At 69.7% G+C, this 20,610-nt stretch carries 23 protein-coding genes and 1 pseudogene; 9 read left to right on the top strand and 15 right to left on the bottom strand.

Annotated elements, in window-relative coordinates; translation table 11 throughout:
* Positions 1-7: 7 nt before the first annotated feature.
* Positions 8-142, bottom strand: coding sequence for a hypothetical protein (locus ACZ49J_RS25530; protein WP_467451684.1), 135 nt, complete (start codon positions 140-142; stop codon positions 8-10).
* 53 nt (positions 143-195) lie between these two features.
* Between ACZ49J_RS25530 and ACZ49J_RS25535 the strand changes: the two genes are divergently transcribed.
* A complete protein-coding gene (locus ACZ49J_RS25535) occupies positions 196-705 on the top strand; it encodes a M23 family metallopeptidase (protein ID WP_467451683.1) in 510 nt (169 codons plus the stop codon).
* 209 nt (positions 706-914) lie between these two features.
* Positions 915-1,601, top strand: coding sequence for a hypothetical protein (locus tag ACZ49J_RS25540; protein WP_467451682.1), 687 nt, complete (start codon positions 915-917; stop codon positions 1,599-1,601).
* Between the two features lie 693 nt (positions 1,602-2,294).
* On the opposite strand, the gene ACZ49J_RS25545 is transcribed toward ACZ49J_RS25540, so the two are convergent.
* On the bottom strand, positions 2,295-2,459 hold the full coding sequence (locus ACZ49J_RS25545; RefSeq protein WP_467451681.1) for a hypothetical protein: 165 nt from the start codon (positions 2,457-2,459) through the stop codon (positions 2,295-2,297).
* A gap of 584 nt (positions 2,460-3,043) precedes the next feature.
* Here ACZ49J_RS25545 and ACZ49J_RS25550 point away from each other — a divergent pair.
* Both ACZ49J_RS25550 and ACZ49J_RS25555 read left to right on the top strand, forming a co-directional pair.
* Positions 3,044-3,955, top strand: a complete 912-nt coding sequence (locus ACZ49J_RS25550) for a helix-turn-helix domain-containing protein (RefSeq protein WP_467451680.1) — start codon at positions 3,044-3,046, stop codon at positions 3,953-3,955.
* A gap of 154 nt (positions 3,956-4,109) precedes the next feature.
* Positions 4,110-4,934 (top strand): SMP-30/gluconolactonase/LRE family protein, encoded by an 825-nt coding sequence (locus ACZ49J_RS25555; RefSeq protein ID WP_467451679.1) that lies wholly within the window; start codon positions 4,110-4,112, stop codon positions 4,932-4,934.
* A 514-nt stretch (positions 4,935-5,448) separates the two neighbouring features.
* Here ACZ49J_RS25555 and ACZ49J_RS25560 read toward each other — a convergent pair.
* Positions 5,449-5,700 (bottom strand): annotated as a pseudogene (locus ACZ49J_RS25560) (LuxR C-terminal-related transcriptional regulator); the annotation flags it as partial.
* Positions 5,701-6,352: 652 nt separating this feature from the next.
* Here ACZ49J_RS25560 and ACZ49J_RS25565 point away from each other — a divergent pair.
* Together ACZ49J_RS25565 and ACZ49J_RS25570 are read left to right on the top strand one after the other, a co-directional pair.
* Positions 6,353-6,706 (top strand): SCO4225 family membrane protein, encoded by a 354-nt coding sequence (locus ACZ49J_RS25565; protein WP_467451678.1) that lies wholly within the window; start codon positions 6,353-6,355, stop codon positions 6,704-6,706.
* 185 nt (positions 6,707-6,891) lie between these two features.
* Positions 6,892-7,095: a cold-shock protein gene (locus ACZ49J_RS25570; RefSeq protein WP_067275720.1), complete on the top strand. Its 204-nt coding sequence runs from the start codon at positions 6,892-6,894 to the stop codon at positions 7,093-7,095.
* Here ACZ49J_RS25570 and ACZ49J_RS25575 read toward each other — a convergent pair.
* From ACZ49J_RS25575 to ACZ49J_RS25600, 6 genes are all read right to left on the bottom strand, one after another.
* Positions 7,017-7,523 carry a hypothetical protein gene (locus ACZ49J_RS25575; RefSeq protein WP_467451833.1) on the bottom strand — a complete coding sequence of 169 codons (507 nt, stop codon included), beginning with the start codon at positions 7,521-7,523 and terminating at the stop codon, positions 7,017-7,019. The two genes, ACZ49J_RS25570 and ACZ49J_RS25575, sit on opposite strands and share 79 nt — an antisense overlap.
* Before the next feature lie 62 nt (positions 7,524-7,585).
* Positions 7,586-7,798, bottom strand: coding sequence for a hypothetical protein (locus ACZ49J_RS25580; RefSeq protein WP_467451677.1), 213 nt, complete (start codon positions 7,796-7,798; stop codon positions 7,586-7,588).
* Between the two features lie 156 nt (positions 7,799-7,954).
* Complete coding sequence (locus ACZ49J_RS25585) at positions 7,955-9,160, bottom strand: CU044_5270 family protein (protein WP_467451676.1); 1,206 nt, start codon at positions 9,158-9,160, stop codon at positions 7,955-7,957.
* Between the two features lie 32 nt (positions 9,161-9,192).
* Positions 9,193-9,741 (bottom strand): RNA polymerase sigma factor, encoded by a 549-nt coding sequence (locus ACZ49J_RS25590; protein WP_467451675.1) that lies wholly within the window; start codon positions 9,739-9,741, stop codon positions 9,193-9,195.
* A gap of 469 nt (positions 9,742-10,210) precedes the next feature.
* Positions 10,211-10,813, bottom strand: coding sequence for a helix-turn-helix domain-containing protein (locus ACZ49J_RS25595; protein WP_467451674.1), 603 nt, complete (start codon positions 10,811-10,813; stop codon positions 10,211-10,213).
* A gap of 336 nt (positions 10,814-11,149) precedes the next feature.
* A complete protein-coding gene (locus ACZ49J_RS25600; protein ID WP_467451673.1) occupies positions 11,150-11,530 on the bottom strand; it encodes a hypothetical protein in 381 nt (126 codons plus the stop codon).
* Between the two features lie 591 nt (positions 11,531-12,121).
* On the opposite strand from ACZ49J_RS25600, the gene ACZ49J_RS25605 reads away from it, so the two are divergent.
* Entirely contained in the window at positions 12,122-12,586 is a 465-nt protein-coding gene (locus tag ACZ49J_RS25605) for a cupin domain-containing protein (protein ID WP_467451672.1), read from the top strand.
* A gap of 15 nt (positions 12,587-12,601) precedes the next feature.
* Here the strand turns inward: ACZ49J_RS25605 and ACZ49J_RS25610 are convergent, their stop codons facing one another.
* Together ACZ49J_RS25610 and ACZ49J_RS25615 are read right to left on the bottom strand one after the other, a co-directional pair.
* The gene (locus tag ACZ49J_RS25610; RefSeq protein WP_467451671.1) at positions 12,602-12,724 is read right to left on the bottom strand and encodes a hypothetical protein; all 123 of its coding nucleotides are present in this window, start codon (positions 12,722-12,724) and stop codon (positions 12,602-12,604) included.
* 445 nt (positions 12,725-13,169) lie between these two features.
* Positions 13,170-13,493, bottom strand: coding sequence for a hypothetical protein (locus ACZ49J_RS25615; RefSeq protein ID WP_467451670.1), 324 nt, complete (start codon positions 13,491-13,493; stop codon positions 13,170-13,172).
* Positions 13,494-14,251: 758 nt separating this feature from the next.
* Between ACZ49J_RS25615 and ACZ49J_RS25620 the strand changes: the two genes are divergently transcribed.
* Positions 14,252-14,830 carry a TetR/AcrR family transcriptional regulator gene (locus tag ACZ49J_RS25620; protein WP_467451832.1) on the top strand — a complete coding sequence of 193 codons (579 nt, stop codon included), beginning with the start codon at positions 14,252-14,254 and terminating at the stop codon, positions 14,828-14,830.
* 202 nt (positions 14,831-15,032) lie between these two features.
* Positions 15,033-15,914, top strand: coding sequence for an alpha/beta fold hydrolase (locus ACZ49J_RS25625; protein ID WP_467451669.1), 882 nt, complete (start codon positions 15,033-15,035; stop codon positions 15,912-15,914).
* Positions 15,915-16,529: 615 nt separating this feature from the next.
* Here ACZ49J_RS25625 and ACZ49J_RS25630 read toward each other — a convergent pair.
* The 4 genes from ACZ49J_RS25630 to ACZ49J_RS25645 all read right to left on the bottom strand — a co-directional run bounded on the left by ACZ49J_RS25630 (position 16,530) and on the right by ACZ49J_RS25645 (position 20,583).
* Positions 16,530-17,279: an SDR family NAD(P)-dependent oxidoreductase gene (locus ACZ49J_RS25630; RefSeq protein WP_467451668.1), complete on the bottom strand. Its 750-nt coding sequence runs from the start codon at positions 17,277-17,279 to the stop codon at positions 16,530-16,532.
* 97 nt (positions 17,280-17,376) lie between these two features.
* Positions 17,377-18,825, bottom strand: coding sequence for an aldehyde dehydrogenase family protein (locus tag ACZ49J_RS25635; protein WP_467451667.1), 1,449 nt, complete (start codon positions 18,823-18,825; stop codon positions 17,377-17,379).
* A gap of 422 nt (positions 18,826-19,247) precedes the next feature.
* Complete coding sequence (locus tag ACZ49J_RS25640) at positions 19,248-19,403, bottom strand: hypothetical protein (RefSeq protein ID WP_467451666.1); 156 nt, start codon at positions 19,401-19,403, stop codon at positions 19,248-19,250.
* Positions 19,404-19,647: 244 nt separating this feature from the next.
* Positions 19,648-20,583, bottom strand: coding sequence for an alpha/beta hydrolase family protein (locus ACZ49J_RS25645; RefSeq protein WP_467451665.1), 936 nt, complete (start codon positions 20,581-20,583; stop codon positions 19,648-19,650).
* Positions 20,584-20,610 lie beyond the last annotated feature (27 nt).

Consider the following 20,610-nt stretch of genomic DNA (forward strand, 5'->3'; position numbering starts at 1 on the left):
GAGGGTCCTACGCATCGGAGACCTCCCGCCACCCGTCCATGAAGGCCCAGGTGCTGTTCGCGTCGTAGGCGCGGGGGCCGGTCCGCCTGCTGACGTACCGCGGCTCTTCCGTCACCTTCCAGTCGCCCTCTTCCCACTTCATGACCAGGTCGGTCCTTCGCGAGGGGTGAGACGTACAACTACGTCAAGATCATCATGGCGAACGTCGCCAAGCTGACCGGCTCGCAGGCCTCCGGTTCGACCTCCGGCGGTGGCCGGCAGAAGCCGATCGGCTCCGGATCCAACTCCGGTTCCGCTAGTGGAGGTTGGCAGAAGCCGGTCAACGCGCCGCTCGGGACGCCGTACCACCAGGCGGGTTCCCTGTGGTCCAGCGGCTACCACACCGGTATCGACTTCGCGGTGCCGGTCGGCACCCCGATCAGGGCCGCCGGACCCGGCACCGTCGTGAAGGCCGGCTCCGGAGGGGCGTACGGCAACGAGGTCATCATCCGGCACAGCGCCGGGATGTACACGCAGTACGCCCACCATTCCCAGCTCAAGGTGTCCGAAGGACAGACGGTCAAGGGCGGAGAGGTCATAGGCCTCGCGGGCGCCACCGGCAACGTCACCGGCCCCCACCTGCACATGGAGGTCCGCACCACGCCCGACTACGGCTCGGACATCGCCCCCATCCCGTACCTGCGCAGGCACGGCGTGAACATCTGAGACGACCGAGGAACACGTTGACCAGCACCGAATCACCCAAAGCAGTCGTGAATGACGATGTCGCCTACGGCCCTTGGGGCGACGTCAGCCCGACCTACTGGAGGGCGGGGGAGCACAGTTCCGACGAGGCCGCTGCCCGGCCCGCCCGAGCTGTTCTGGCTTCCGTGGCTCCCGTAGCTCCCGTGGAGGACGAACGGGCCGCTGCGCACATGCCGAGTGAACAGCCTGTTCCGGCCGAGGAGACCACTGCCGGCGAGAGCACTGCCACTGCCGGCGAGAGCACTGCCGCTGCCGGCGAGACCACCGCCCACGAGACTCCTGCACACAAGGCGCGGCCCCAGCAGGCTGCGGCGCCCGAGCAGACCGCCGCGTCCGAGCAGACCGCCGCGTCCGAGCAGACCGCCGCGTCCGAGCAGACTGCCGCGTCCGAGCTGGTTCAACCACCGCAGCCGCCCGAGGAGTTCCGCGAGCGGATCTCCTCCGTCGTCGCCGCCTTCGACACCCCCGAAGACCGGGGGCGGCTCACCACGGCGAGGGCCGAGGCCAAGAGGCTCGACGAGGAGATCAGCGCCCGGTTCGGCGAGGCCCACGCGCACACGGTCAACATCCGGGAGCTGAGGGGCTGGTTGGCGTTGCTGCTCGGGCAACCAGTGGTGGCCACCCGCTGGTACGTGCACACCACCCAACTGCAAAGCGAGGTCTGGGGAAGCCGGCACCAGTTCACCCGGGAGTCCGCCAAGCGGGCCGTCGGTGCCTGGATGGACATCACCGATGCCGCCGAGTCCGCGGCTCTGGGACAGGAGCTGCTGGCCATGCTCACGCTCGTGACCGGTGAGGACAGCCGGATGGCACGCCAGGTCCGGCGGCGGCTGAAGAAGACGCAGTCCCAGCAGTAGCCAAGGGCCACCGTCCCCGGGCTGGGGGCCACCCCTCGGGCCGGTGAAAGGGCGCGGGTGCAGGGCGATGTGCCCGTTCGTGCGGTGCCGGCTGCGCGAACGGGCGCGTTTGCGGCCCCATGGGGCCGGAACGGCGGCGACCTGCGCAATCGAGGGCGAACGTTGGGTACGTTGCACTGAGGGTGGCGCCCTGCCGGGGTGCGTCTTGCCGGAGCTCTTCTCGTTTGCTGCCTTTCAAAGGTAAATAGACCGCCTATCTGGTGATCAATGCCTGGACGTGTGGTCGACGGCTTCATTTCAGCACCCGAAGAACACGGTCCCACCACGTTCGTTCCTTTACTGTCCGATGAATGCGGTTCTTTTGCCGGGGAGGAAGTCGTTCTGCCCCCGGTCCGGGCGTGAAAACGACCGACGCACCGCACATCTGCGCGACTGTTCTTGTCCGGTCGAACCATTCCATGAGTGACGACCTGACAGATCCGGCGCCCGTCGTAGCCTGGTGGTCCGCCAACGGCGATATGCGTGCGTGAAATCCACCATCGATCCGCTCTCTCAACGAACTCCCGCAGCGGCTGGGCCGTCACCGTCGTGTCGTCGAGACGGCCGTGTCCCGGCGGGTCGGCGGCCGCCGCCTGCCCAGCCGCCACGAGCGCGAGGTGCCGGCGCCCGGTGAGCGGGCGGAGCAGGAGGAGCTCACACGTCGAAGGGCTGGAAGTGCACGAGGGCGGTGTCCTGCTTCTCGTACTCCACGGTCAGCTCGATCGCCACCGCGCCGCCGTCGGCATGGGGAACCAGATCCAGGTGGCCGCAGGCGTCTACGGCCACCGGGGATCCCGAGCAGTCCGATGTCATCTCCATGCTGGGTGTCCAGCGCGCTCCTGACCTCGCACTTCGCATCGTGCGCTCCGGCTGGCAACCCCTTCTGGTCCGCGAAGCGCATGGCTTCCTCGCACGAGACCGGCTGTGTCCTCGGGGCCATGTCGTCACTCGTCAGGTCGGCAGTGACCTGCCAGGTCACCCAACCCACGTACGCAAGCGGCAGCGCCAGCACTCCCAGCACCCAGTTCCGTCTTCTCATCATTCACCTCGACTCCAGCTCGCCCCAGGCATGGACACCTGAGAGGTCGAGGATGACGCGTACCCCGGGGGACACGGTTCCGCTTCGACCGGATCATGGCCCTGACGACGCGTGTCCACCGCCCCGAGGTCTGCCTCTTCGGGCGGTTCGAGGCCCTGGCGGCAGGACATGGCCTCCGGCCGCCGGATGTGCGCGGAGCGAGCGTGGCGCGAAGGCCGCTGGACAGGGCCATGACGGCGAGTTCGTCTGCGGGGCGTCGTCGCCGCCGGCGCCGGGTGCGTGTGAGGTGGGGCTGCCACGCTCTGCGCTGCCTATCCACGGCAGGGGATGGTTGGTACCGGGGCGGCGCTCCACACTGTGAGGCATGAACGGAAAGCGGCCCCTCGGGGAGTTCCTGCAGAAACGCCGGTCCCAGGTGCGGCCGGAGGACGTGGGGCTCGCCACGTACGGGGAGCAGCGCCGGGTGCCCGGCCTGCGCCGCGAGGAGTTGGCGATCCTGGCCGGTGTGAGTTCCTCGTACTACACCAGGCTCGAACAGGGACGCTCGTCGAACGCCTCACCGGAGGTTCTCGAAGCCATCGCCCGAGCCCTGGGCCTGGACGAGGCCGAGCGCCTGCACCTGCACGATCTCGCCGCGGCGCAGCGCCGCCCGGTGAGGCCGCGCCGGGTGCCGCCCGAGCAGGTGGCGGCGTCGGTTCGCCAGCTGGTGGCGTCCGTGACCGACGTGCCGGTGGTCGTCATCGGCCAGCGGTGCGACGTCCTGGCCTGGAACCGGACGGGGCACCTGCTGTTCGCGGGGCATCTCGACCCCGAGAGCCCGGACCGGCCGTCGGACCGGCCGAACATGGCGGAGCTGGTGTTCTGCGACGGTCATACGCGGGCTCTGTACGCGGACTGGCAGCAGAAGGCACGTGATGTCGTGGGAACTCTGCGGCTTGCGGCCGGGCGCCATCCGGACGATCCGAAAATGGCCTCGCTCATCGGGCGCCTCATGCTGAGAAGCGAGGAGTTCGAATCGCTGTGGGCCGACCACCGGGTGCGTGCCTGCCCCGTCGCGGCCTACACCATGTGTCATCCGCTGGTGGGCTCGATCGAGGTGACCCAGCAGACCCTCCAGGCCGAACTGGACCAGAGGGTCGTCATGGTCACCGCCGTACCCGGATCGGCCTCTGCCGACGCGCTCGCGCTCCTTGCCCGCACTGCCCACTCCGGTCGGGACGGCGGTTCGGCCGCGGAGCCCGCGGCGTGGAACCGCGCAGTCCACAGCGGGAGCTGAGACGCAAGTCGGCCGCACGCCTTCCCCTCCCGCTCTTCCGCCTACGCGCCGACCTCCTGCCGGGAGCCCCCTTCGCTGATCCGGCGTTCCGTCGGCCTGAACAAAAACAGTGCTGTCCCGCGTTTCATCGGCATGTCCGAAAACTGAAGGAATCATGAAGAAAAGACTCACGGGTGTCGTTCTGGCCTCCGTCGCGGCCGGCCTCTCCCTTGCGACGGTCGCCGCGGCGACCCCGGCGCCGACCGGCGCCGCACCCCTGTCCGAACCCCGGATCGTCACCCACTTCGACCTGGCCAAGGGGCAGATGCCGGAGAACGCCGTCATCGAGCCGAACGGCTCCGTGGACGTGACCTTCGCCGCCGCCCGCCAGGTGGCGCGCGTCGACCGGCACGGTGCGACGCGCGTCCTGGCGACCCTGCCGGCCCCCTCCGACAGCGGCGTCAACACCCCCGCGCTCGGCTTCCCGCTGACCACCGGCCTCGTCCGTATCGACGACGGAACCCTCTACGTCCTCTACGCCACCGGCACCGCGGACCTGACCGGGCTGTGGCGGCTGAAGCCGGGGCACAGGACGCCGGAACGCGTCGCCGCCCTCCCGGCCGACGGTCTGCCCAACGGACTGGCCTTCGACCCCCGCTCGCGCGCCTTCTACATCACGGACTCGGTCCTCGGCACCATTTGGTCGGTGCCCGCGCACGGCGGACGGGCAACGGCCTGGTCGACCGCCCCCGAGCTCGCCGCACAGGGATTCCTCGGAGTCAACGGCGCACGCGTGCACAAGGGCGCCCTGTGGGTGACCAACCTCGACCAGGGCACCGTGGTGAGCCTCCCCATCCACAGCGGTCGCCGTGCGGGAACACCGACCGTCAGGGCCACCGGCCTGGCCGGCATCGACGACTTCGCCTTCACCGGCCGCGGCAACGAGATCCTCGCCACCCTCAACCAGCCCAACAAGGTGGTCAGCACCCGCCACCGGTAGTAGTACACGTCCTGCGTCGTCTTGTCCGGCAGGTCCACGAACGGGATGTTCGCCTTGTACCAATCCGGCTCGTTGAAGCCCGACAGGTAGGACGAGTCGTCCAGGAAGTCGGTCCCCGCCCCGACCGGGGGATACGGCGCGGAGGCACCTTGAAGCGGTGCTTTTGTCCGTGGCCACGGCCGGACTGCCGACGTCGCCGAAGGGAAGCAGGGCAGCCGCCGCCAGGGTCGCGCAGGCGATCATCCGACAGGTCAGTTCACGGACAGCTGTCCACCGTCCGCCTGCGTGTAACACCTGATGAGCCACCAGGCCTCCTGAGTTGGTGTGCGACCGGTGTACACAGGGCGACGGAAAACCCCAGCCGGTCGGCCTGCTCGCCCTCATGAGTCGAGGGGGCGTGGTCGTGGCGGTCACAGGGATGGTGCCTGTGCGGCGCCGGTCCGGGCAGGGGTGCCGGGGACGGCGACGGGGCAGACCGTGCTGCCCGCGGGGCCGTTCGTCGGTGCCCGTCCGGTCAGATGCAGCCCTCCCGGGCGTAGGCCACGGTGTGCGCGCGGTTGCGCAGGCGCAGTCGTGTTGTGAGGCCGGAGGGCACTTTGACGGTGCGCTCGGAGGAGGACAGCTTGCGGCGATCCCCGCGGTGTCCAGCCCTTCGGCGGCCAGCCGGCGGCACGTCGATCTCACGCGGCGCGAGACCCGAGCAGGGACGCCGGGACGGCCGACCGCGCTGCAGCACTCCTGCCTGGGCGATCAGCCGGCCGAGCAGACTCCCTGACCGAACTGGGCACCGACCTCACCGGCCCGCTGTGCGTCTTGATCCACTGGGTCGGCGCCCACAGCGATCAACTCCCGCAGGCCCAGGCGGAGCGTGACGCCGAGACCACGGGGGCCGCTCGTCCGACTGCCACGGCCACGTCAGAGTGACTCCGGCTGACCGACGGTGTCCCCGCAGTCCGCAACCGGGACGCCAGAACCACAATGTCCGGGCGCCGTGGGGGGCGGCTCGCGGCGGCGGCTCCGGCGCGGCGGGGCGGGGCGGTTGACCGTCCTGGTCGGCGGGTGAACCGGCGAGGAACGCATCGACATCCCCCATGGCCCCGAACAACCCGACATCACGCGGACACCCCCTGCCGCCGGCTCCGACCGGCCGGGCCGGCACCACCTTTGAGGGAGCCGAGAGCCGGGCCTGGACGACGCCGAGGGCGGTCGTCGAACCGGACGTCGCCGATCACGACGCCTCACGTAGCGGCTGTCCCACAACCTGGTCACGCCGTCCCACAACCTAGTTACGGATGAGTAGCCGTACTCATGCCGGTCCGCGGACGCAGCCGTCATGGTGGTCCCACTGGCCCTCAGGCACCCCGCACAAGGGAACGCCCGGGGGACGCCACTTCGCCAACCCATCGGAGGACACCGCCATGACCACTTCCCACCGTGTGCGCGCTCTTCTCAGCCTCGCCACGGACAACTGGCTCTCTCGCGTCTACTTGGCCTCTGTCGCCGCCGCGGTCGGCTACTTCCTCTACGACTTGGTCATCGCCACGGGCCCCGACGCCTCGATGGCCGCCGCGGTGCCCTGGCTGCTGACCGCACCCCTGAGCCTGCTCTACACCCTTGTGCCCGACGGCGTGTTCCCCGACCTCAACCCCGCCTTGTCCACGACCCTGTTCATCACATCGGTGGCCGCGGCCGCCCTCGCCAACGCCGTCGTCATGGGCGCAGCCGTCCGCAGGCTCTTCCCGCCCGCGACCCGCGCCGCGTCCAGTGCCTGAACTCGCGCTTCCACGCTCACATGGTGACGGACGGCTTCGCCCTGTAGCGTCGTCGGTGGATGTCGTGGTTCGCAGCACCTGCCCGCGCCCCGGTGCGGGCATTTTGCTGTGCGGTACCACAGAGCCAGGACAATCTCCGGGTCCGCGCGGTGCGGACCCGCTCTCGGACTGAGACAGAGGTAGGCATGGCCAGCGGAACCGTGAAGTGGTTCAACTCGGAAAAGGGCTTTGGCTTCATCGCGCAGGACGGCGGCGGCCCCGACGTCTTCGCGCACTACTCCAACATCAACTCCAGCGGCTTCCGTGAGCTTCAGGAAGGCCAGGCGGTCACCTTCGACGTCACCCAGGGCCAGAAGGGCCCGCAGGCCGAGAACATCACCCCCGCCTGACCGGCCCACCGGGTACGACCGGGCCCCCTGGAGCGAGTGCTCCGGGGGGCCCGTACCGCTCGAAGCCGTCCGCAGCGCGATGACCCGGCCATCCAGCAACGCCGGACCGTGAGACTGCCGCGCATCAAGTCGGCCGGAGCCGCGGGTTCACCGCCTGGCGGCCGATGGGCGTCGTTGACCCCCACGGGCCGCCGCCCACGATGCCGCCGCCGGGAATGTGGATCGTTCCCCTCACGGCGACAGCGACGGTGCCGTGGCGGCACCGGCATCGGGGCACGTCGGTGCCAGCGGTCGTCGACGGTGTCGTACGCCTCGGTTTCGGCGAAGACGGCGTCCGGGCCGGTGCCGTCGTGTTTGCACTCCCCGCCGAACGTGTAGATCCTCGTGCCCACGGCTGCGGCGGCGATGCCGCCGCGGGCGGTCGGCATCGGTGCCCGCTCGGTCCACCGGCGGGAGGCCAGGTCGAACGCGTAGACGGTGTCCCCCACGTTCACCTGCCCCGGTCCCGGCCGCCGAGCACGTAGAACGTCGTGCCGACGACGGCCCCGCCGACATGATCGCCGGGAACGCCGTCCACTGCGGCGACTGAACTGCCCACGCTGGTCGAGGTGAGGGCTGCCGGAAGGTCCTCCTGGAGCCAGACGGTGCCTTGCAGCGGGAGTTCCCCGCGTGCGGCTGCCCTCAGGCCGGCCCCCACCCGCACGGCGTCACGCTCCCGGCGTGGAGGTCGCGCTCCAGAGCGTTGTGTTCCGAGACCGGTGCGGCGGCGGTTCGAATACCGGCCGGCCCCTGCGCGCGGGGTTCCTCGAGCGCCCGGGAAGCGAGTGGCCGCCACCGCCGACGCCCGAGGAGACGCAGCTCACCACCGGGCGTTCTCCGGCACGTCGATCTGCCGATCCGCCCAGCCCATCCGGGTCGTCGCCGTGTAGTTCATCGTCGAGCCGGCGTCCAGACCCGCCTCCTGCGCCGCGGCCGACGGTTCGGTCAGTACCAGTTGCTCCGACAGCAGGGCGCCGGTGGACGGGTCCACGATCAGCTGCTGCTCCATTTTCCCCAGCGGGGCCGGCGTCGTGCCGGGGAACGCGACACCGACGCCCTTGCGGCCCACTGGGTCGGTGGTGGCCCCCAGCGCCCGGATGCCGGGCAGGTCCGCGATCACCCGGTACGCGGCGGCCCGTACCGCGGGCTTCACCGGCATGGTGATGAGGTCGGCCGCGCGCCGGAACATCCAGGCCGTGCGGCCGGCGCTGGTCTCGGCGCCGCTGTCCTCCTTGTACAGCCGCTCAAGCAGTCGGCGCAACTCCGCGCTGCCGGTGGGAAGTTCCCCCAGGTACTGGTAGGAGACGTTACGCGGGCCGAGAGCGTAGATCTTGTCATGGGAGTTGGTCCGCATGGCCATCGGCCGCCGGTCGGTGCCCATCGGGAGCGACAGGCTGAGCGATCCGTCCCCGCCCGCCTTGATCTGTACCTCGCGGGGTGAACCGGCGGCTCGCCAACGTGCCTCGTCCGCCTTGGTGCGCGGCGCGGTCTCGGAGTCCAGACCGGTGACCATCAAACTCTGGGTTCCCGGCCGCACACCCACCGACCATTGCTCGGTCTCGTCGGTCCGCACGGCGTAACGCTGTCCCGGCTCACCGACGACATCCACGTTCTGCGACCGTGTGGTGGTCTGCCAGTACGTTCCCTCAGTGTCCGAAGTCTCGATCTTCCTCGCCGCGGCCAGCAGTTCCATACGGCCGTTCAACTGCGTCGCGGTGGCGGACGGCGGACGCGCGCTCGCGCCCTCGTCCGCGATCCCCGTGGGGTCCTGCTGGCCCACGGTGCCCACCACCACTACCGCGGACGCCGCGACGGCCGCCACGGCCCCGAGCGGCAGGACCCAGGTGCGCGGCCGCAGGTGGAAGCGTCCTGCGCGGCTGTCCGGCGTTTCCGCCATGATCCTGGCAAGGTCCTCCCGGTCGCGCAGGGAGCCCGCCAACCGGGACGGGTCCAGCTCGGCGGGCCGGGCGTCCGCGAGCACCTTCATCACGTCGGGCCGCCCGGACCGTTCGTGTGACCTCTTCATTTTGTTCCCCTTCTTCAGGTGAGTGCTTTTCTTCAGGTGAGTGCCTTGGTGCGATTGGCTCGCCCCGTTGGCCGCGCCGGTGGTAGGGACACGTCTTCCATGGCCTTCTCCAGACGGCGACGGGCGCGGTGCAGACGAACGGTCAGCGTCGCTGTGGTGCAGCGCAGGACTCGTGCGGCCTGCTTGGCGCTCAGCCCGTGCCAGGCGATCAGGGTCAGCAACTCCCGGTCGGCGTCGGACAGGCTCGCCAGGGCCTGGAGCGCGGCCTCGCGATCGCTCACGCCCGCGGCCACGTCCTGCGCCTCGGTCAGGGCGCCCATACTGATGCGCTGTGCCTCCTGTGCGGCGAGGGCGTACTGGTGGCTGTCCCGGCGACGCATCTCCCGCACCAGGTTGCGGGTCACTCCCAGGAGCCATGGCAGCTCGGGCTGTGGAAGGTCCCGCATCCGGCGCCAGGCGATGGTGAACGTGTCGCTGGTGAGATCCTCACCGACCTGCCGCCCCACCTGGCTCGTGGCATAGGCGAGTACCCGCGGATAGCACTCCTCGTAGATGGTGCGGAAGCGTTGGGCTTGGGTCACGCGCCGTCTCCTCGTCTCGGCTCCTTCACCAAGCAATGTGCGTGGTGGCCGAGTTCTTACAGGCCGAGCTGAAACCCGTGCGGCGCCCAGAGGTTTCGGGCACCGCACAGGTGATGACGGCTACGGGCCGAGGAGCGTGCCGGACCAGGTGGGGCGGCGACTGCGCCGCAGGGTCGTGCACCAGGTCGCCGCCTGGTCACGTCGGCAGAAGCGGAGCAGCGCACGACAGCTTGCCCGCGACGTTCTGCCCCGCTCCGGGCCGGCGTGGCCCGCAGCGTGCGATCCCGCGTCGGCGGCAGTACCGGTGGGGCCCGGGTGTCATCGGCGGGCACGGTGGTGTTCGTCAGGCCGGACAGGGCGGCGCGGCCCGGGTCTGTCATCCCCGCTACTGCCTGGTTTCCCTGGTCTTCGGGGAGGAGGGGCCGTATGGGCCTCGGGACGCTTCCTGTTCGTGTTGCCCAGTGTCCGCTCAGGTGTGACGGGGGTTGCCGGGCGCGCAGTGGGCCCTGATGTGGACGCGTTCGCCCTGGGGGCCCAGGATGCTGAGGAACTCCACGGGGCTGTCATCGGCGTTGCCGAACCAGTGCGGGAGGTGGGTGTCGAATTCGGCGACCTCGCCGACGGTGAGGACGAAGTCCTCGCCACCGAGTACGACGCGCAGTCTTCCGTTGAGGACGTACAGCCAGTGGTAGCCCTCGTGGGAGCGGGGGTCGGGTTCGCGGCCTTCGGTCAGGCCGGCGGGGAGGATGTGTTTGAACGCCTGGAGGCCGCCGGGTTTGCGGGTCAGTGGGACGACGGTCATGCCGTTGCGGGTGAACGGCTGCGGGTACACCCGGGGGTCCAGATCGGCCGGGGCGCCGACGAGCTCGTCGATCGGCACCCGGTAGGCCCTGGCCAGGGGCAGCAGCAGTTCCAGGCCTGGTTTGCGATGCCCGGACTCCAGCCGGGACAGGGTGCTGATCGAAATGCCGGTGGTCTCCGACAGGGCGGTCAGGGTGGCGCCCCGGCGGCGTCGCAACTCGCGCAGCCGGGGCCCGACCGCTGCCAGCACGGCGTCGACGTCATCACGCATGCGTTCACTGTGTCCGCCCTGGGCACTTTTCACAAAGAGCTTTGCCAGAGAGCCCGGACCCGGGGGCACGTTGGCGGCGGAGGTGGTCCCGATGACCCGGCACCCCCGTGGTGCCTGCTGGTCAACGTGGTGGCCGGCGTCGTGGTCACCGCGGCGGCGTCCGCGCTGGTGCCGGCCGAGGCACCTGAATCAGCACGCTCGCCTCTGGACAAGCCCGGCCGAGCGAGACGGGTGTGCGCCCGAACCGAGCGAGACGGGTGTGCGCCCGAGTGCGCCCCGAAGAGCCGTGCGTCGGTGGGTGCGGCCGCGCGGGGCGTCAGCGGCCCGACACGAGGGTCAGTCCTCGCGACTGAACGCCTCGACCTCGCAGTCCCGCGAGATCTTGGCTGCCTCCTTGCTGTACGGTCGGACCCGGCCCCGGGGGGCGTACATCCAGGAGCCGCCACTGGGGACCCCTTCGGCCGCCAGCCCCTTGTCATTCATGTACTTGATCCGGGCCCGGTAGTCGTCCATGTAGTTCGGATTCTTCGCCGGGTCCAGCTCCGGTGGCTCTATGGGTTTCTTCGACGCCCACGCCTTGGACGCGGCGGGGTACTCGGCGGCTTCTTCGGGGTCGACGGTGATGATGCCGTGGCCCTTGCTGGAGGTCGGCACTCCGTGGTCCCTCAGGCATTGTGCCCAGCGCTGTCTGACGGCATCCATCTCCTCATCGGTCATGTCCAGCCTGATGAGCACACCTTCGTCGGATCCGGTGGACCCTTTGCTCTTGGTGCTGCTAGCCGAAGGACGGTCAAGGGAGGCGACCTGATCCCTCTCCTCGTCCCTGGTGCCGTCTTGCGAACCTGAGCCGCAGGCCACGAGCAGGCACAGAGCCAGTGCGGCCGTGGCCGTGGCATCGCATCAGGTGATGGTGTTCGACATGCCCGGCACCGTAGGGCCAAGATATGGGGGTCCTGTCAGGACACCATCAGAATTCTTGCCCGCCCGGCCTGCGGCAGGGACGCGGTCGACCAGGCCTTCGCTGCGCAGCTGTCGGTAGATGCCCTGTGCGGCTCAGCACAGCGCCCCGCCGGCACTGACGCGCCCTCGCGGGACGCGCTGTGAGCGGCAAGGCCGGCCCGGAGGAGGGCGAGGTCTCCCCGCGTGATGCTCCCCGCTGTTTTCCCGTCCATGCCGTGCACTCAAACAAGCCAAACGGGCCACAGCCTCTGGCGCGTCCCCTCCGCGCGAGCAATGATTGAACGGTAAACTAAATGCCGGGGTCTACGGCGGTCGGCCATCCCTCGCACACAGCAGAGGAAGACTCAGATGAGCATCGCGCTCGTGCGCAACCCGGGCGAAGGCACCCTCTACCGCTACTACGACAGCGTCCAGGAGCAGGTGGTGTCGAACTCCGAGACGCAAGGAGTGGTCAGCGTCCTGCGGCTGACCATGCGTCAGGCGGACGCGCCGCCCCTGCACACCCACAGTCGGGAGGACGAAAGCTGGGTGGTCCTGTCCGGCCGCGTCCGGTTCTGGGTCGGCTCGGCCTCACTCGACGAGTGCGACGTCCATGACGCCGAGCCGGGCGCCTATGTCTTCGGCCCTCGATTGGTTCCTCACACGTTCCAGCCGCTCACCACGACGGCGGAGGTGTTGGTCATCAACAATCCCGGGGCCGTCGAAGGCTACTTCCGGTCGATCGGCCCCGCCGACGCGCGTCAGGACACGGACCACGCCGACATGCTGGCCCAGTACGGGCTGACACTCCTGGACGGCCCGCCGCGCGCCTAGGAATTGCCCGGGTGATCAATTGCGGAGCCAGATGACCAAAGCCGCCGCGGTGGCGGTGCCGAGAGAGACGTAGTCGGGTCTGCCGTAGCGCGTGGGCACAGGCCGGGACTGCTTCAGCCTGTTGATCGTCCACTCCACGGTGTTGCACTTCTTGTACCGCTCAGTCGTCGAAGTGGGGCGGCCGTTCGCCGCGCGAGCCCCTGCGCACGCGCGCGACACGGCTGTCGGACTTCTCCGGAATGGTGTGTCAGGTAGCCCGGTGCCGCAGAAGCGGCGGCACGTCCCGATGCTGTCTGCCTTCTCCGCCGCGAGACGGTCGGGCCTGTCCGCTGCCTGGCCGCCCGAGCCGCGGGCGCGGAACTTCTCCCAGCACCGCCTTGAGTCGCGTACGATCCGCCCGCTGACCCGGCGTGACGACCAGGGACAGCGGGCGGCGGCGGTCGTCCCGCGCTCAGATGGAACGTGCCGGTCAGCCCGCCTCGCGAGCGGCTCAGCCCCTCACCTCCTGCGCCATCTCCATCAGGCGGCCGGCAGGCTCTGCCACGGCGTTTCGCCCGGGCGTTCCGGAACAGGTCCGTGGCGATCAATTACTGGTCGCAGGAGACTGGGCGGCGGACTCGCGCTTCCAGGTAGCGGCGATCGCGATGCCGGTCCCCGCCGTCCCGTACAGCGTGAAGAGCACTCCCTGCCGGTAGAGGCTCCGGCGTTTCAGCTCCTGGGCGAACTTCAGCTGCTCGTACGTGCTCGTGCCGATCGAGCGGCCGCCGGCGTTGTCGTAGGAGAGCAGGCACCTGTCCCCGCGCCTGAAGCGGCCGGGCTCTCCTCGCCGTCCTCGCCCAGCTGGAGCCCCGGGCAGTCCGGGATGCCGTAGGCCGAACCGGCTCTGAGCAGCGACAACACTCCCCACACCAGCGGAATCAGGAACAGGACCAGGAGCACGGCTCTGCATCTCATCGGTTCACCCTGGTGAGGCCAACGAGAAGGGGCCTCCGGCAGTGCGTGATTGCCCGCGGGAGGGCGGCGGCCCGAACCAGACCGCCGGGGCAGGTGATGAGCGGCGCGACCTGCTCCGTGCAGGCCCAGTCCCGTCGGGCGGGCTTTCTGCCGCTGACCGGCCGGAAGGACTGGTATCTGTCTCGAAATGAGCGTTGGGCAAAAGCAGTTCAGGCCGGGCCGGTCGACCGCCACCCGGGCTGTAACGGCGCCGCCCTCGCCCCACCCCCCGCACACTGAACGCGGTGACACGGTGGAGGCCAGGCTGCGGCGACTCGCTTGACGCACCGTCGACCGTGCACTGGCCCGCCGGGGCCTGCCCGCGCGGATGGACGGTGGCCCGGATCAGATGGTGGGCTCGGGCAGCACATGGAGCCCGCACTGGACCCTCGACCAGCCCGCGCCACCCTTTGGTACCACCCTCATCCGCACGGCCGGACGGAAAGGCACGCGCGGCGCCTCGCCGGGGAGTTTCTGAGGGACGACGAGAAGTCCTCCTCCCTTCCGCTACCGAAGAGGCACGGCGTCGACGACCCGCCCGTCATCGTCGTGCGGTTCGACGGCGCTCAGTCCGGCCGCCAGCACTGCCTGACGCAGCGCGTCGGATTCCTCGGCGACCGCAACGTGGGCAGCATTCTTGAGCGGGCGATCCAGATAGGTTACGGTGGCCGCATGGCAAGGACCCGGGAGTTCGACACCGAGGCGGCGGTGAGCCGTGCGATGGACCTGTTCTGGACGCGCGGCTACGAGGCGACCTCGGTGCGCGACCTGACCCGGCACCTCGGGATCGGGCAGGGCTCCCTGTATGCCGCGTTCGGCGACAAGGACGGCCTCTACCAGGCCGCGCTGGAGCACTACCGCGCCACCTTCGCGGCGGCCGCCCTGCGCAGCCTCGAAGAGGGGGCCGGCGCCCGCTCGGCGATCCGTGCGCTGTTGGTCGAGCGGATCCGGATCGCCGTCGAACACGGCGGCCGGGGCTGCCTGCTGGTCAACGCCGCCACCGAGCGCCTGCCGGAGGACCGGCCGACCCGGCGCACCGTGCGCGACGTACTGAGCGCCAACGAGGACGCACTGGCAGATGTGCTGCGCGCGGCGGCGGAGCGCGGCGAGATCTCGACGCGGCACGACCCGCACACCCTCGCCGCCTTCCTCGTCACGTTCCTCAACGGCCTCCTGGTGTCCTCGAAGATCACGCCCGACGCCGACGCCCTCGAACCCCTCGTGGAGGTCGCGCTGACCGCGCTCGACTGATTCTTTCATGCCCTCAATCTGTATCGGACGATCCAGATAAACCGCCTACGGCAACGCGCCCACGGCAACCCGCCCACGGCAACCCGCCCACGGCAACCCGCCGACGGGGCGGCTCACCGCCTGCGATCCCCTCCCGTCATCACCGGTACGGGCTGCGACTGCGGGCGGGCCATGCCCACCACCCCGGAAAATTGGTGAAGCAATGATTCTCGACCATCACGGAGAGCCTGTTCGCACCGGCCGTGCCACCGTCAACGGAACGAGTCTGCACTACCGGACGGGCGGGTCCGGCCCGGCAGTGGTGCTCCTGCACGGCGTGCCGAAGACCAGCTACCACTGGCGGCACCTCGTCCCGAAGCTGACGCCGCGCCACACCGTCGTCGCACCCGACCTGCGTGGTCTCGGTGACTCCGCGCGTCCCGCGGACGGTTACGACTCCGCGACGATGAGCGACGACATCGCCGCACTGATGACCCACCTCGGGCACGACACCTACAGCGTGATCGGGGAGGACTGGGGAGCCGTGATCGGCTACCAACTCGCCGCCCGGCACCGCGATCACGTGGGCGCCCTGATCTTCGCCGAGGCACTGTTCCCCGGGTTCGGCTTCGAGGACCACACCGCACTCACGCAAGAGAACGTCTCAAGCGGCATGCACCTGTGGCACCTGGGCTTCTACTTCCAGCCGGACGTGCCCGAGATGCTCATCTCCGGGCACGAACGCGAGCTGATCACCTACATGATCAAATACGAGCGCAGCCACCCGGACACCGCCACCCCCGACGCGATCGAGGAGTACGTGCGGTGCTACTCCATGCCCGGTGGCATCCGCGCGATGCTGTCGATCTACCGGGCGATGCTCGTCGACGCCGAGCAGAACCGGCAGGCGGCCCGGAAGAAGCTGGACATCCCGGTGCTGGCCCTCGGCGGCTCGGCCTTCATCGGCGACCGCAACGAATCCCAGATGCGGCTGTTCGCCCACGACGTCACCGGCCACGTCTTCGACGCCGGACACGACCTCGCCGAGGAGGTACCCGACGAGATGGCCGAAGTCGTGCTGCCCTTCTTGGCCAAGCAGATGTAGAAACCACGGTGGAGCCCGATGACCCCCTGCCCGGCCTCGTGGCCGAGCGCGGCGCCGGGCTCCCCAGTCGCGTCGAAGCCTCAAGCGTTGGGCGCGCACCCCGCTCCGCGCCGCCTCCGGCTCCACACATCCGCACTGCCGCACGAGGGGGTGAGGGTCCCAGCGGGGGACGGTGCCCGTGGCACCCGCCGGGAGGGGATCGTGCCCATCGGTGCAGCGCACGACCTCGATGCGGTCACCCGCGGTGAACTCGGTTCCCATCAGGGTTCCTTCGCACGGCAAGCGTGCGGGGAGCACGGCTGCGCCGCACGCGAGCCGGGGCGGAGGTCAGGACTCGGTCACGTGCCGACGGTCGGCGCCGTGGCCGGCGGCTTGGGTGTGTGGCCCGTTGTCGCTCTGGCCGTGGTCGTTGTGTTGCCGCGTCGTCGGCGTCGCTGACCGCCGTGGGTCTTCAGGCCGCGGCCCAGGGAGCGGTAGGGGTTGCGGGGCAGCAGGCCCAATGGTGGCGAAGTCGCTGGGCATCGACGGTCTCCTCCTCGTTGGCTTCTGGGGGTGTCTGGCGCGGCCGGGGTGCTTTCGCGATGGTCCACGGCGATGTCGCAGCGGAGCGGGTTGTCAGGCGCCGGTGCGGGTGAGTCCTCCGTCCACGTGGAGGATCTGGCCGGTGATGAAGTCGGCATGATCGGAGGCCAGGAAGCCGAGCAGGTTGGCTGCATCGGCAGGGTCCGCGACGCGTTTGATCGTCTGCGTCGCAGTGACTTTGGTCAGTTGGCCGGGCGCCGCGTGGCCTGCGTAGTCCTTGAACCCTTCGGTCGGCACGATGCCGGGGGCGATGGCGTTGACCGTGATGCCGTAGTCGCCGAGTTCGTTGGCCAGGGCCCGGGTGAGGGCGTGCACGCCTCCCTTGCTGGTGCGGTAGGCGAGGTCGCGGGACTGCCCGAGTGCGATCGACGACCCGGTGTTGATGACGCGGCCCCAGCCTGCGGTCTTCATCCCGGGCGTGAAGGCCAGGGCGAAGTGCAGGATCGACTCGACATTGGTCGCCTGGATTCGGCGCCACGCTTGCAGGGTCACGTTGTCGAGGTTCGTCGGCGAGGAGACGGCGGCGTTGTTGACCAGGATGTCGCAGCGGCCGAAGCGCTTGAGGACCGTGGCGGCGAGCGCCTCTATCTGTGCGGGCTGGCTGACGTCGCAGACCATGCCCGTCTTCGCGCCGTCGCCGGGCAGCCCGGCCAGGCCGGCGCTCGGATCATTGATGTCGACCGCGATGACGTGGGCGCCGTCCGCTGCGAGCCGTCGGCAGTAGGCGTGCCCGATCCCTCGGGCCGCGCCGGTGATCAGTGCGGTCTTTCCCTGAAGAGTCATGGTGGAATCGCTCTCTCTTGACGGGTGCCGCCCCGGATGCGGGGGCGGCACCTGGGGCGGGCAACGCGCAGGGCCGCCTGCGGGTGCCCGCTGCTGGTCAGGCGAACTTCTGGGTGATGGTCTTGTACTGCAGGAAGTGCTCGATGCCGCCGGCGGCGTTGGTCTGACCGACGCCGCTGGACTTGTAGCCGCTGACCTCGAACTGGCTGGACATCTGGGCCCAGTCGTTGATCCAGACCATGCCGGCCTCGACCTTGCGCGCGACCCGCAGCGGAAGATCGACGTCCCGGCTCCACACGCACGCGCCGAGCCCGTATTCGCTGTCGTTGGCCAGGGCGACGGCTTCGTCCTCGGTGTCGAAGACCTGGATGGTCTGCACGGGGCCGAACACCTCCTGTCGCACGATCGGAAGCGAGGAGTCGGTCACCTCCAGCAGGGTCGGGGCGTAGAACGCCCCCTTGGCCAACTCGCCCTCGGTGAACGGGCCGCCGCGCAGCACCGGCGTGGCGCCCGCGGCGATGGACTCCTCGACGAGCCGCTCCACGCGCTCCACGCTCGTCTTGTCGATCAGCGGGCCTATGTCGCTGGCCGGATCGATGCCGGGACCCACACGCACCTTGCCCAGGCGCTCAGCCAGACGTTTCTTGACCTCCCCGTACACGCCGCGCTGGACGATCAGACGGCTCGCGGTGACACAGAACTGACCGGCGAAGATCGTCAGCGACTTCTCGATGACGGGCAGCGCCTTGTCCAGGTCAGCGTCGTCGAAGATGATGTGCGGCGTCTTGCCGCCCAGCTCCAGGCCGACGCTCTTGAGGCCGCGACCGGCAGCCTGGCCTATCTGGCGGCCGGTCGCGGTGCTTCCGGTGAACGCAATGGCGGGCACCTCGGGGGCGGCCACCAGGTGGCGGGCCGCGTCGCCGCCGTCCTCGGTGATGATGTTGATGACGCCCGGCGGGAGGCTGGGCGTGTCTGCGAAGACCCTGCTGATCGCCTCGTTGACCAGCGCGGTCTGTCCGGGCAGCTTGACCACGACGGTGCAGCCGGCGGCCAGGGCGCAGGACATGTCGCGGGCCGCGAGCGCGGTCGGAGCGTTCCACGGGACGATGATCGCCGCGACACCGACCGGCTCGCGCACCAGCGTGGTGTGCTGGTTGGGCGCGACCTCCATGACGCGGCCGTAGGTGGTCTGGGTGAGCGCGGCGGCGTTGATGAAGAACTTCTTGGCGCCGCCCGCATCGAAGGCGGCCTCGGCGACCGGCTTGCCGTTCTCCAGCGTGGTGAGGTGGCTCAGTTCGCTCTCGTGCTTTTCGAAGGCACGCGCGATGTCGAGCAGGACCTGGGTGCGCAGCGTCAGGTCGTTCGGCCAGTTGGTGTTGCGGAAGGCCGCGGCGGCCGCCGCGATGGCGGCTTCGGCCTCGGCGCGGCCGGCATTGGAGTAATGGCCGAGGATCTCGCCGGTGGCGGGGTTGATGCTCTCCTTGGTCTCGGCGGACTCCACCCACTGGCCGTTGATCCAGTTCCGGGCGGTCTTTTCAGTGCTCATGGAATGCGGCTTCCTGTGTCAGAACGGTGGGTTGCAGTCGCAGCCGGCGCGGGGCGCGAACCGGGGCGGATGAGCGAGGGGACGGTCCCGGACTCCTGCGCCGGGCGTCTCGTCGCCTCTGGCACTCCCACACGCACCAGCGTATAGCCAACAACAACGATGTTGTTGGCAAATGCGCACTCGCTGCCACCCGAACGGGGGCCGGTTTCGGCGGTGCCGGGTTGGGGGCCGGGCGAGGGGAGAAGGCTTGGACGATGACTGGAACCTGGCCGACCGGGCCGGGGCGGCGGGCGCGAGGAGCGCGGGACCCGGGGATGAAGCCGAGGGCGAGCATCAGCGCCACACGTCCGACGGGGAAGGTCGCGCCAGAAGATCGAGCGCCAGCCGACCAACTGCACGAGCAGGCCGCCGATAGGGGCCGATCAGGGGGCGGCGGCCATGGTGATGCCGACGACCGCGGCCCACACGCCGAGGCCGCGGGCCCCCGCGCGCCGGTCGGTGAAGGTGTGGATGATGTTCGCAATGGCATCCGGGTTGAGCATCGAGACGCCCACCGCCTGCACCGTCCGGAGCATCACGAGAAGCTCCGGGGCCGGCGCCAGGGAGCACAGAAGGGAGCCGGCCGAAAGAGAACGGCCAACCCAGCCATGAAGACCTTCTTACGAGTGGCGCACGCGGTGCGGCTCCCGGCCTGGGGCGGAGGCGCACCCCGGCACCCCCGCGGGTCCTGCGGCACGCCGCCGTGCACCCGCGCGAGCACGCTCCCTCGGGGCACGACCACCGGCCATCCCCGAGGGGGCGTGACCGCGTCGGGTGATCAGCTCAGGCCATGTAGGTGGCAAACCACTCGAGCATCTGCTCCGGGTCTTTCTGGAAGAAGGTGTAGCCGTCCCAGCGCCGGGTCGAGCCCTCGATCCAGAAAAGCTTCTTCTCGCTGACCGGGATGTTGTCGTACATGGCCTGGACATCGCTGGGCCGCGTGTACAGGTCGTCCCGCACTTGATAGAGGAACGTGGGGACCTTGACATTCTTGGCCCACGGCACCGGGGAGAGTTCGTCGAAGCCGAAGCTGATCTTGCGGCGGACCAGTTCGTTGAGGTCGTCGTAGTACTCAGACAGGCCCAGGCGCTCCAGTCCCCGCTCGGCAGAGACGCCGCTGGACAGGGGCTGGGGCGAGACCATGCAGCGCACCCCCTCGAAGACGTCGGGACGCCGCGTCATGGCGAACATGGTCGAGTTGGCACCGAAACAGCGGCTGAACAGGCCGATGGTCATGTCCCGGGTGTCGGGACGGCTGCGCACGTAGTTGATCGAGCCGACGACGTCGCGGGACTCGAAGCGCCCCACAGTGAAGATGCCGCCGTTCGCCGCTCCGCTGTGTCCGAAGTTGCGCAGGTCGTAGGTGAGGATGTTGTAGCCGGCGTCGTGCAGGATCTTGTAGTCGGGGATGAAGTTGACCTCGAAGTCGTTGCCGGTGGCCCCCGCCAGCGACTTCCAGGGCTCCAGGTGCGAGGGGAGCCCGGCCCGGCTGAACCAGCGCGGGTGATTGGCGATGAGGATCTTGTCGGAGCCGGGGGCGGGGATGTACCAGCCCTCCAGCGGCACGCCGTCCTCGGATGGGAAGGCGACGTCCTCGTACTCCAGGCCGGCCTCGTCGGGACGGTGCAGGATCGGCGAGCGCAGCGAGGTCCCGAAGCCGTCTGCGATCTTCTGCAGGGTGGCGTCGATCTCCTCGCGGGTCATGTCGGTGCTCGACATGGGGTCCTCCTGTGGGGTGGGGTGTCC

Source organism: Streptomyces sp. NPDC030840 (assembly GCF_055572015.1).

What these genes read in the sequence shown, in the direction of transcription:
- ACZ49J_RS25530 (WP_467451684.1), bottom strand. Translation starts at nt 142, where the DNA reads ATGAAGTGGGAAGAGGGCGACTGGAAGGTGACGGAAGAGCCGCGGTAC.
- ACZ49J_RS25575 (WP_467451833.1), bottom strand. Translation starts at nt 7,523, where the DNA reads ATGCCGACCGCCCGCGGCGGCATCGCCGCCGCAGCCGTGGGCACGAGG.
- ACZ49J_RS25565 (WP_467451678.1), top strand. Translation starts at nt 6,353, where the DNA reads ATGACCACTTCCCACCGTGTGCGCGCTCTTCTCAGCCTCGCCACGGAC.
- ACZ49J_RS25550 (WP_467451680.1), top strand. Translation starts at nt 3,044, where the DNA reads ATGAACGGAAAGCGGCCCCTCGGGGAGTTCCTGCAGAAACGCCGGTCC.
- ACZ49J_RS25625 (WP_467451669.1), top strand. Translation starts at nt 15,033, where the DNA reads ATGATTCTCGACCATCACGGAGAGCCTGTTCGCACCGGCCGTGCCACC.
- ACZ49J_RS25570 (WP_067275720.1), top strand. Translation starts at nt 6,892, where the DNA reads ATGGCCAGCGGAACCGTGAAGTGGTTCAACTCGGAAAAGGGCTTTGGC.
- ACZ49J_RS25555 (WP_467451679.1), top strand. Translation starts at nt 4,110, where the DNA reads ATGAAGAAAAGACTCACGGGTGTCGTTCTGGCCTCCGTCGCGGCCGGC.
- ACZ49J_RS25545 (WP_467451681.1), bottom strand. Translation starts at nt 2,459, where the DNA reads ATGGAGATGACATCGGACTGCTCGGGATCCCCGGTGGCCGTAGACGCC.
- ACZ49J_RS25645 (WP_467451665.1), bottom strand. Translation starts at nt 20,583, where the DNA reads ATGTCGAGCACCGACATGACCCGCGAGGAGATCGACGCCACCCTGCAG.
- ACZ49J_RS25605 (WP_467451672.1), top strand. Translation starts at nt 12,122, where the DNA reads ATGAGCATCGCGCTCGTGCGCAACCCGGGCGAAGGCACCCTCTACCGC.
- ACZ49J_RS25595 (WP_467451674.1), bottom strand. Translation starts at nt 10,813, where the DNA reads ATGCGTGATGACGTCGACGCCGTGCTGGCAGCGGTCGGGCCCCGGCTG.
- ACZ49J_RS25585 (WP_467451676.1), bottom strand. Translation starts at nt 9,160, where the DNA reads ATGAAGAGGTCACACGAACGGTCCGGGCGGCCCGACGTGATGAAGGTG.
- ACZ49J_RS25600 (WP_467451673.1), bottom strand. Translation starts at nt 11,530, where the DNA reads ATGACCGATGAGGAGATGGATGCCGTCAGACAGCGCTGGGCACAATGC.
- ACZ49J_RS25635 (WP_467451667.1), bottom strand. Translation starts at nt 18,825, where the DNA reads ATGAGCACTGAAAAGACCGCCCGGAACTGGATCAACGGCCAGTGGGTG.
- ACZ49J_RS25540 (WP_467451682.1), top strand. Translation starts at nt 915, where the DNA reads ATGCCGAGTGAACAGCCTGTTCCGGCCGAGGAGACCACTGCCGGCGAG.
- ACZ49J_RS25620 (WP_467451832.1), top strand. Translation starts at nt 14,252, where the DNA reads ATGGCAAGGACCCGGGAGTTCGACACCGAGGCGGCGGTGAGCCGTGCG.
- ACZ49J_RS25630 (WP_467451668.1), bottom strand. Translation starts at nt 17,279, where the DNA reads ATGACTCTTCAGGGAAAGACCGCACTGATCACCGGCGCGGCCCGAGGG.
- ACZ49J_RS25535 (WP_467451683.1), top strand. Translation starts at nt 196, where the DNA reads ATGGCGAACGTCGCCAAGCTGACCGGCTCGCAGGCCTCCGGTTCGACC.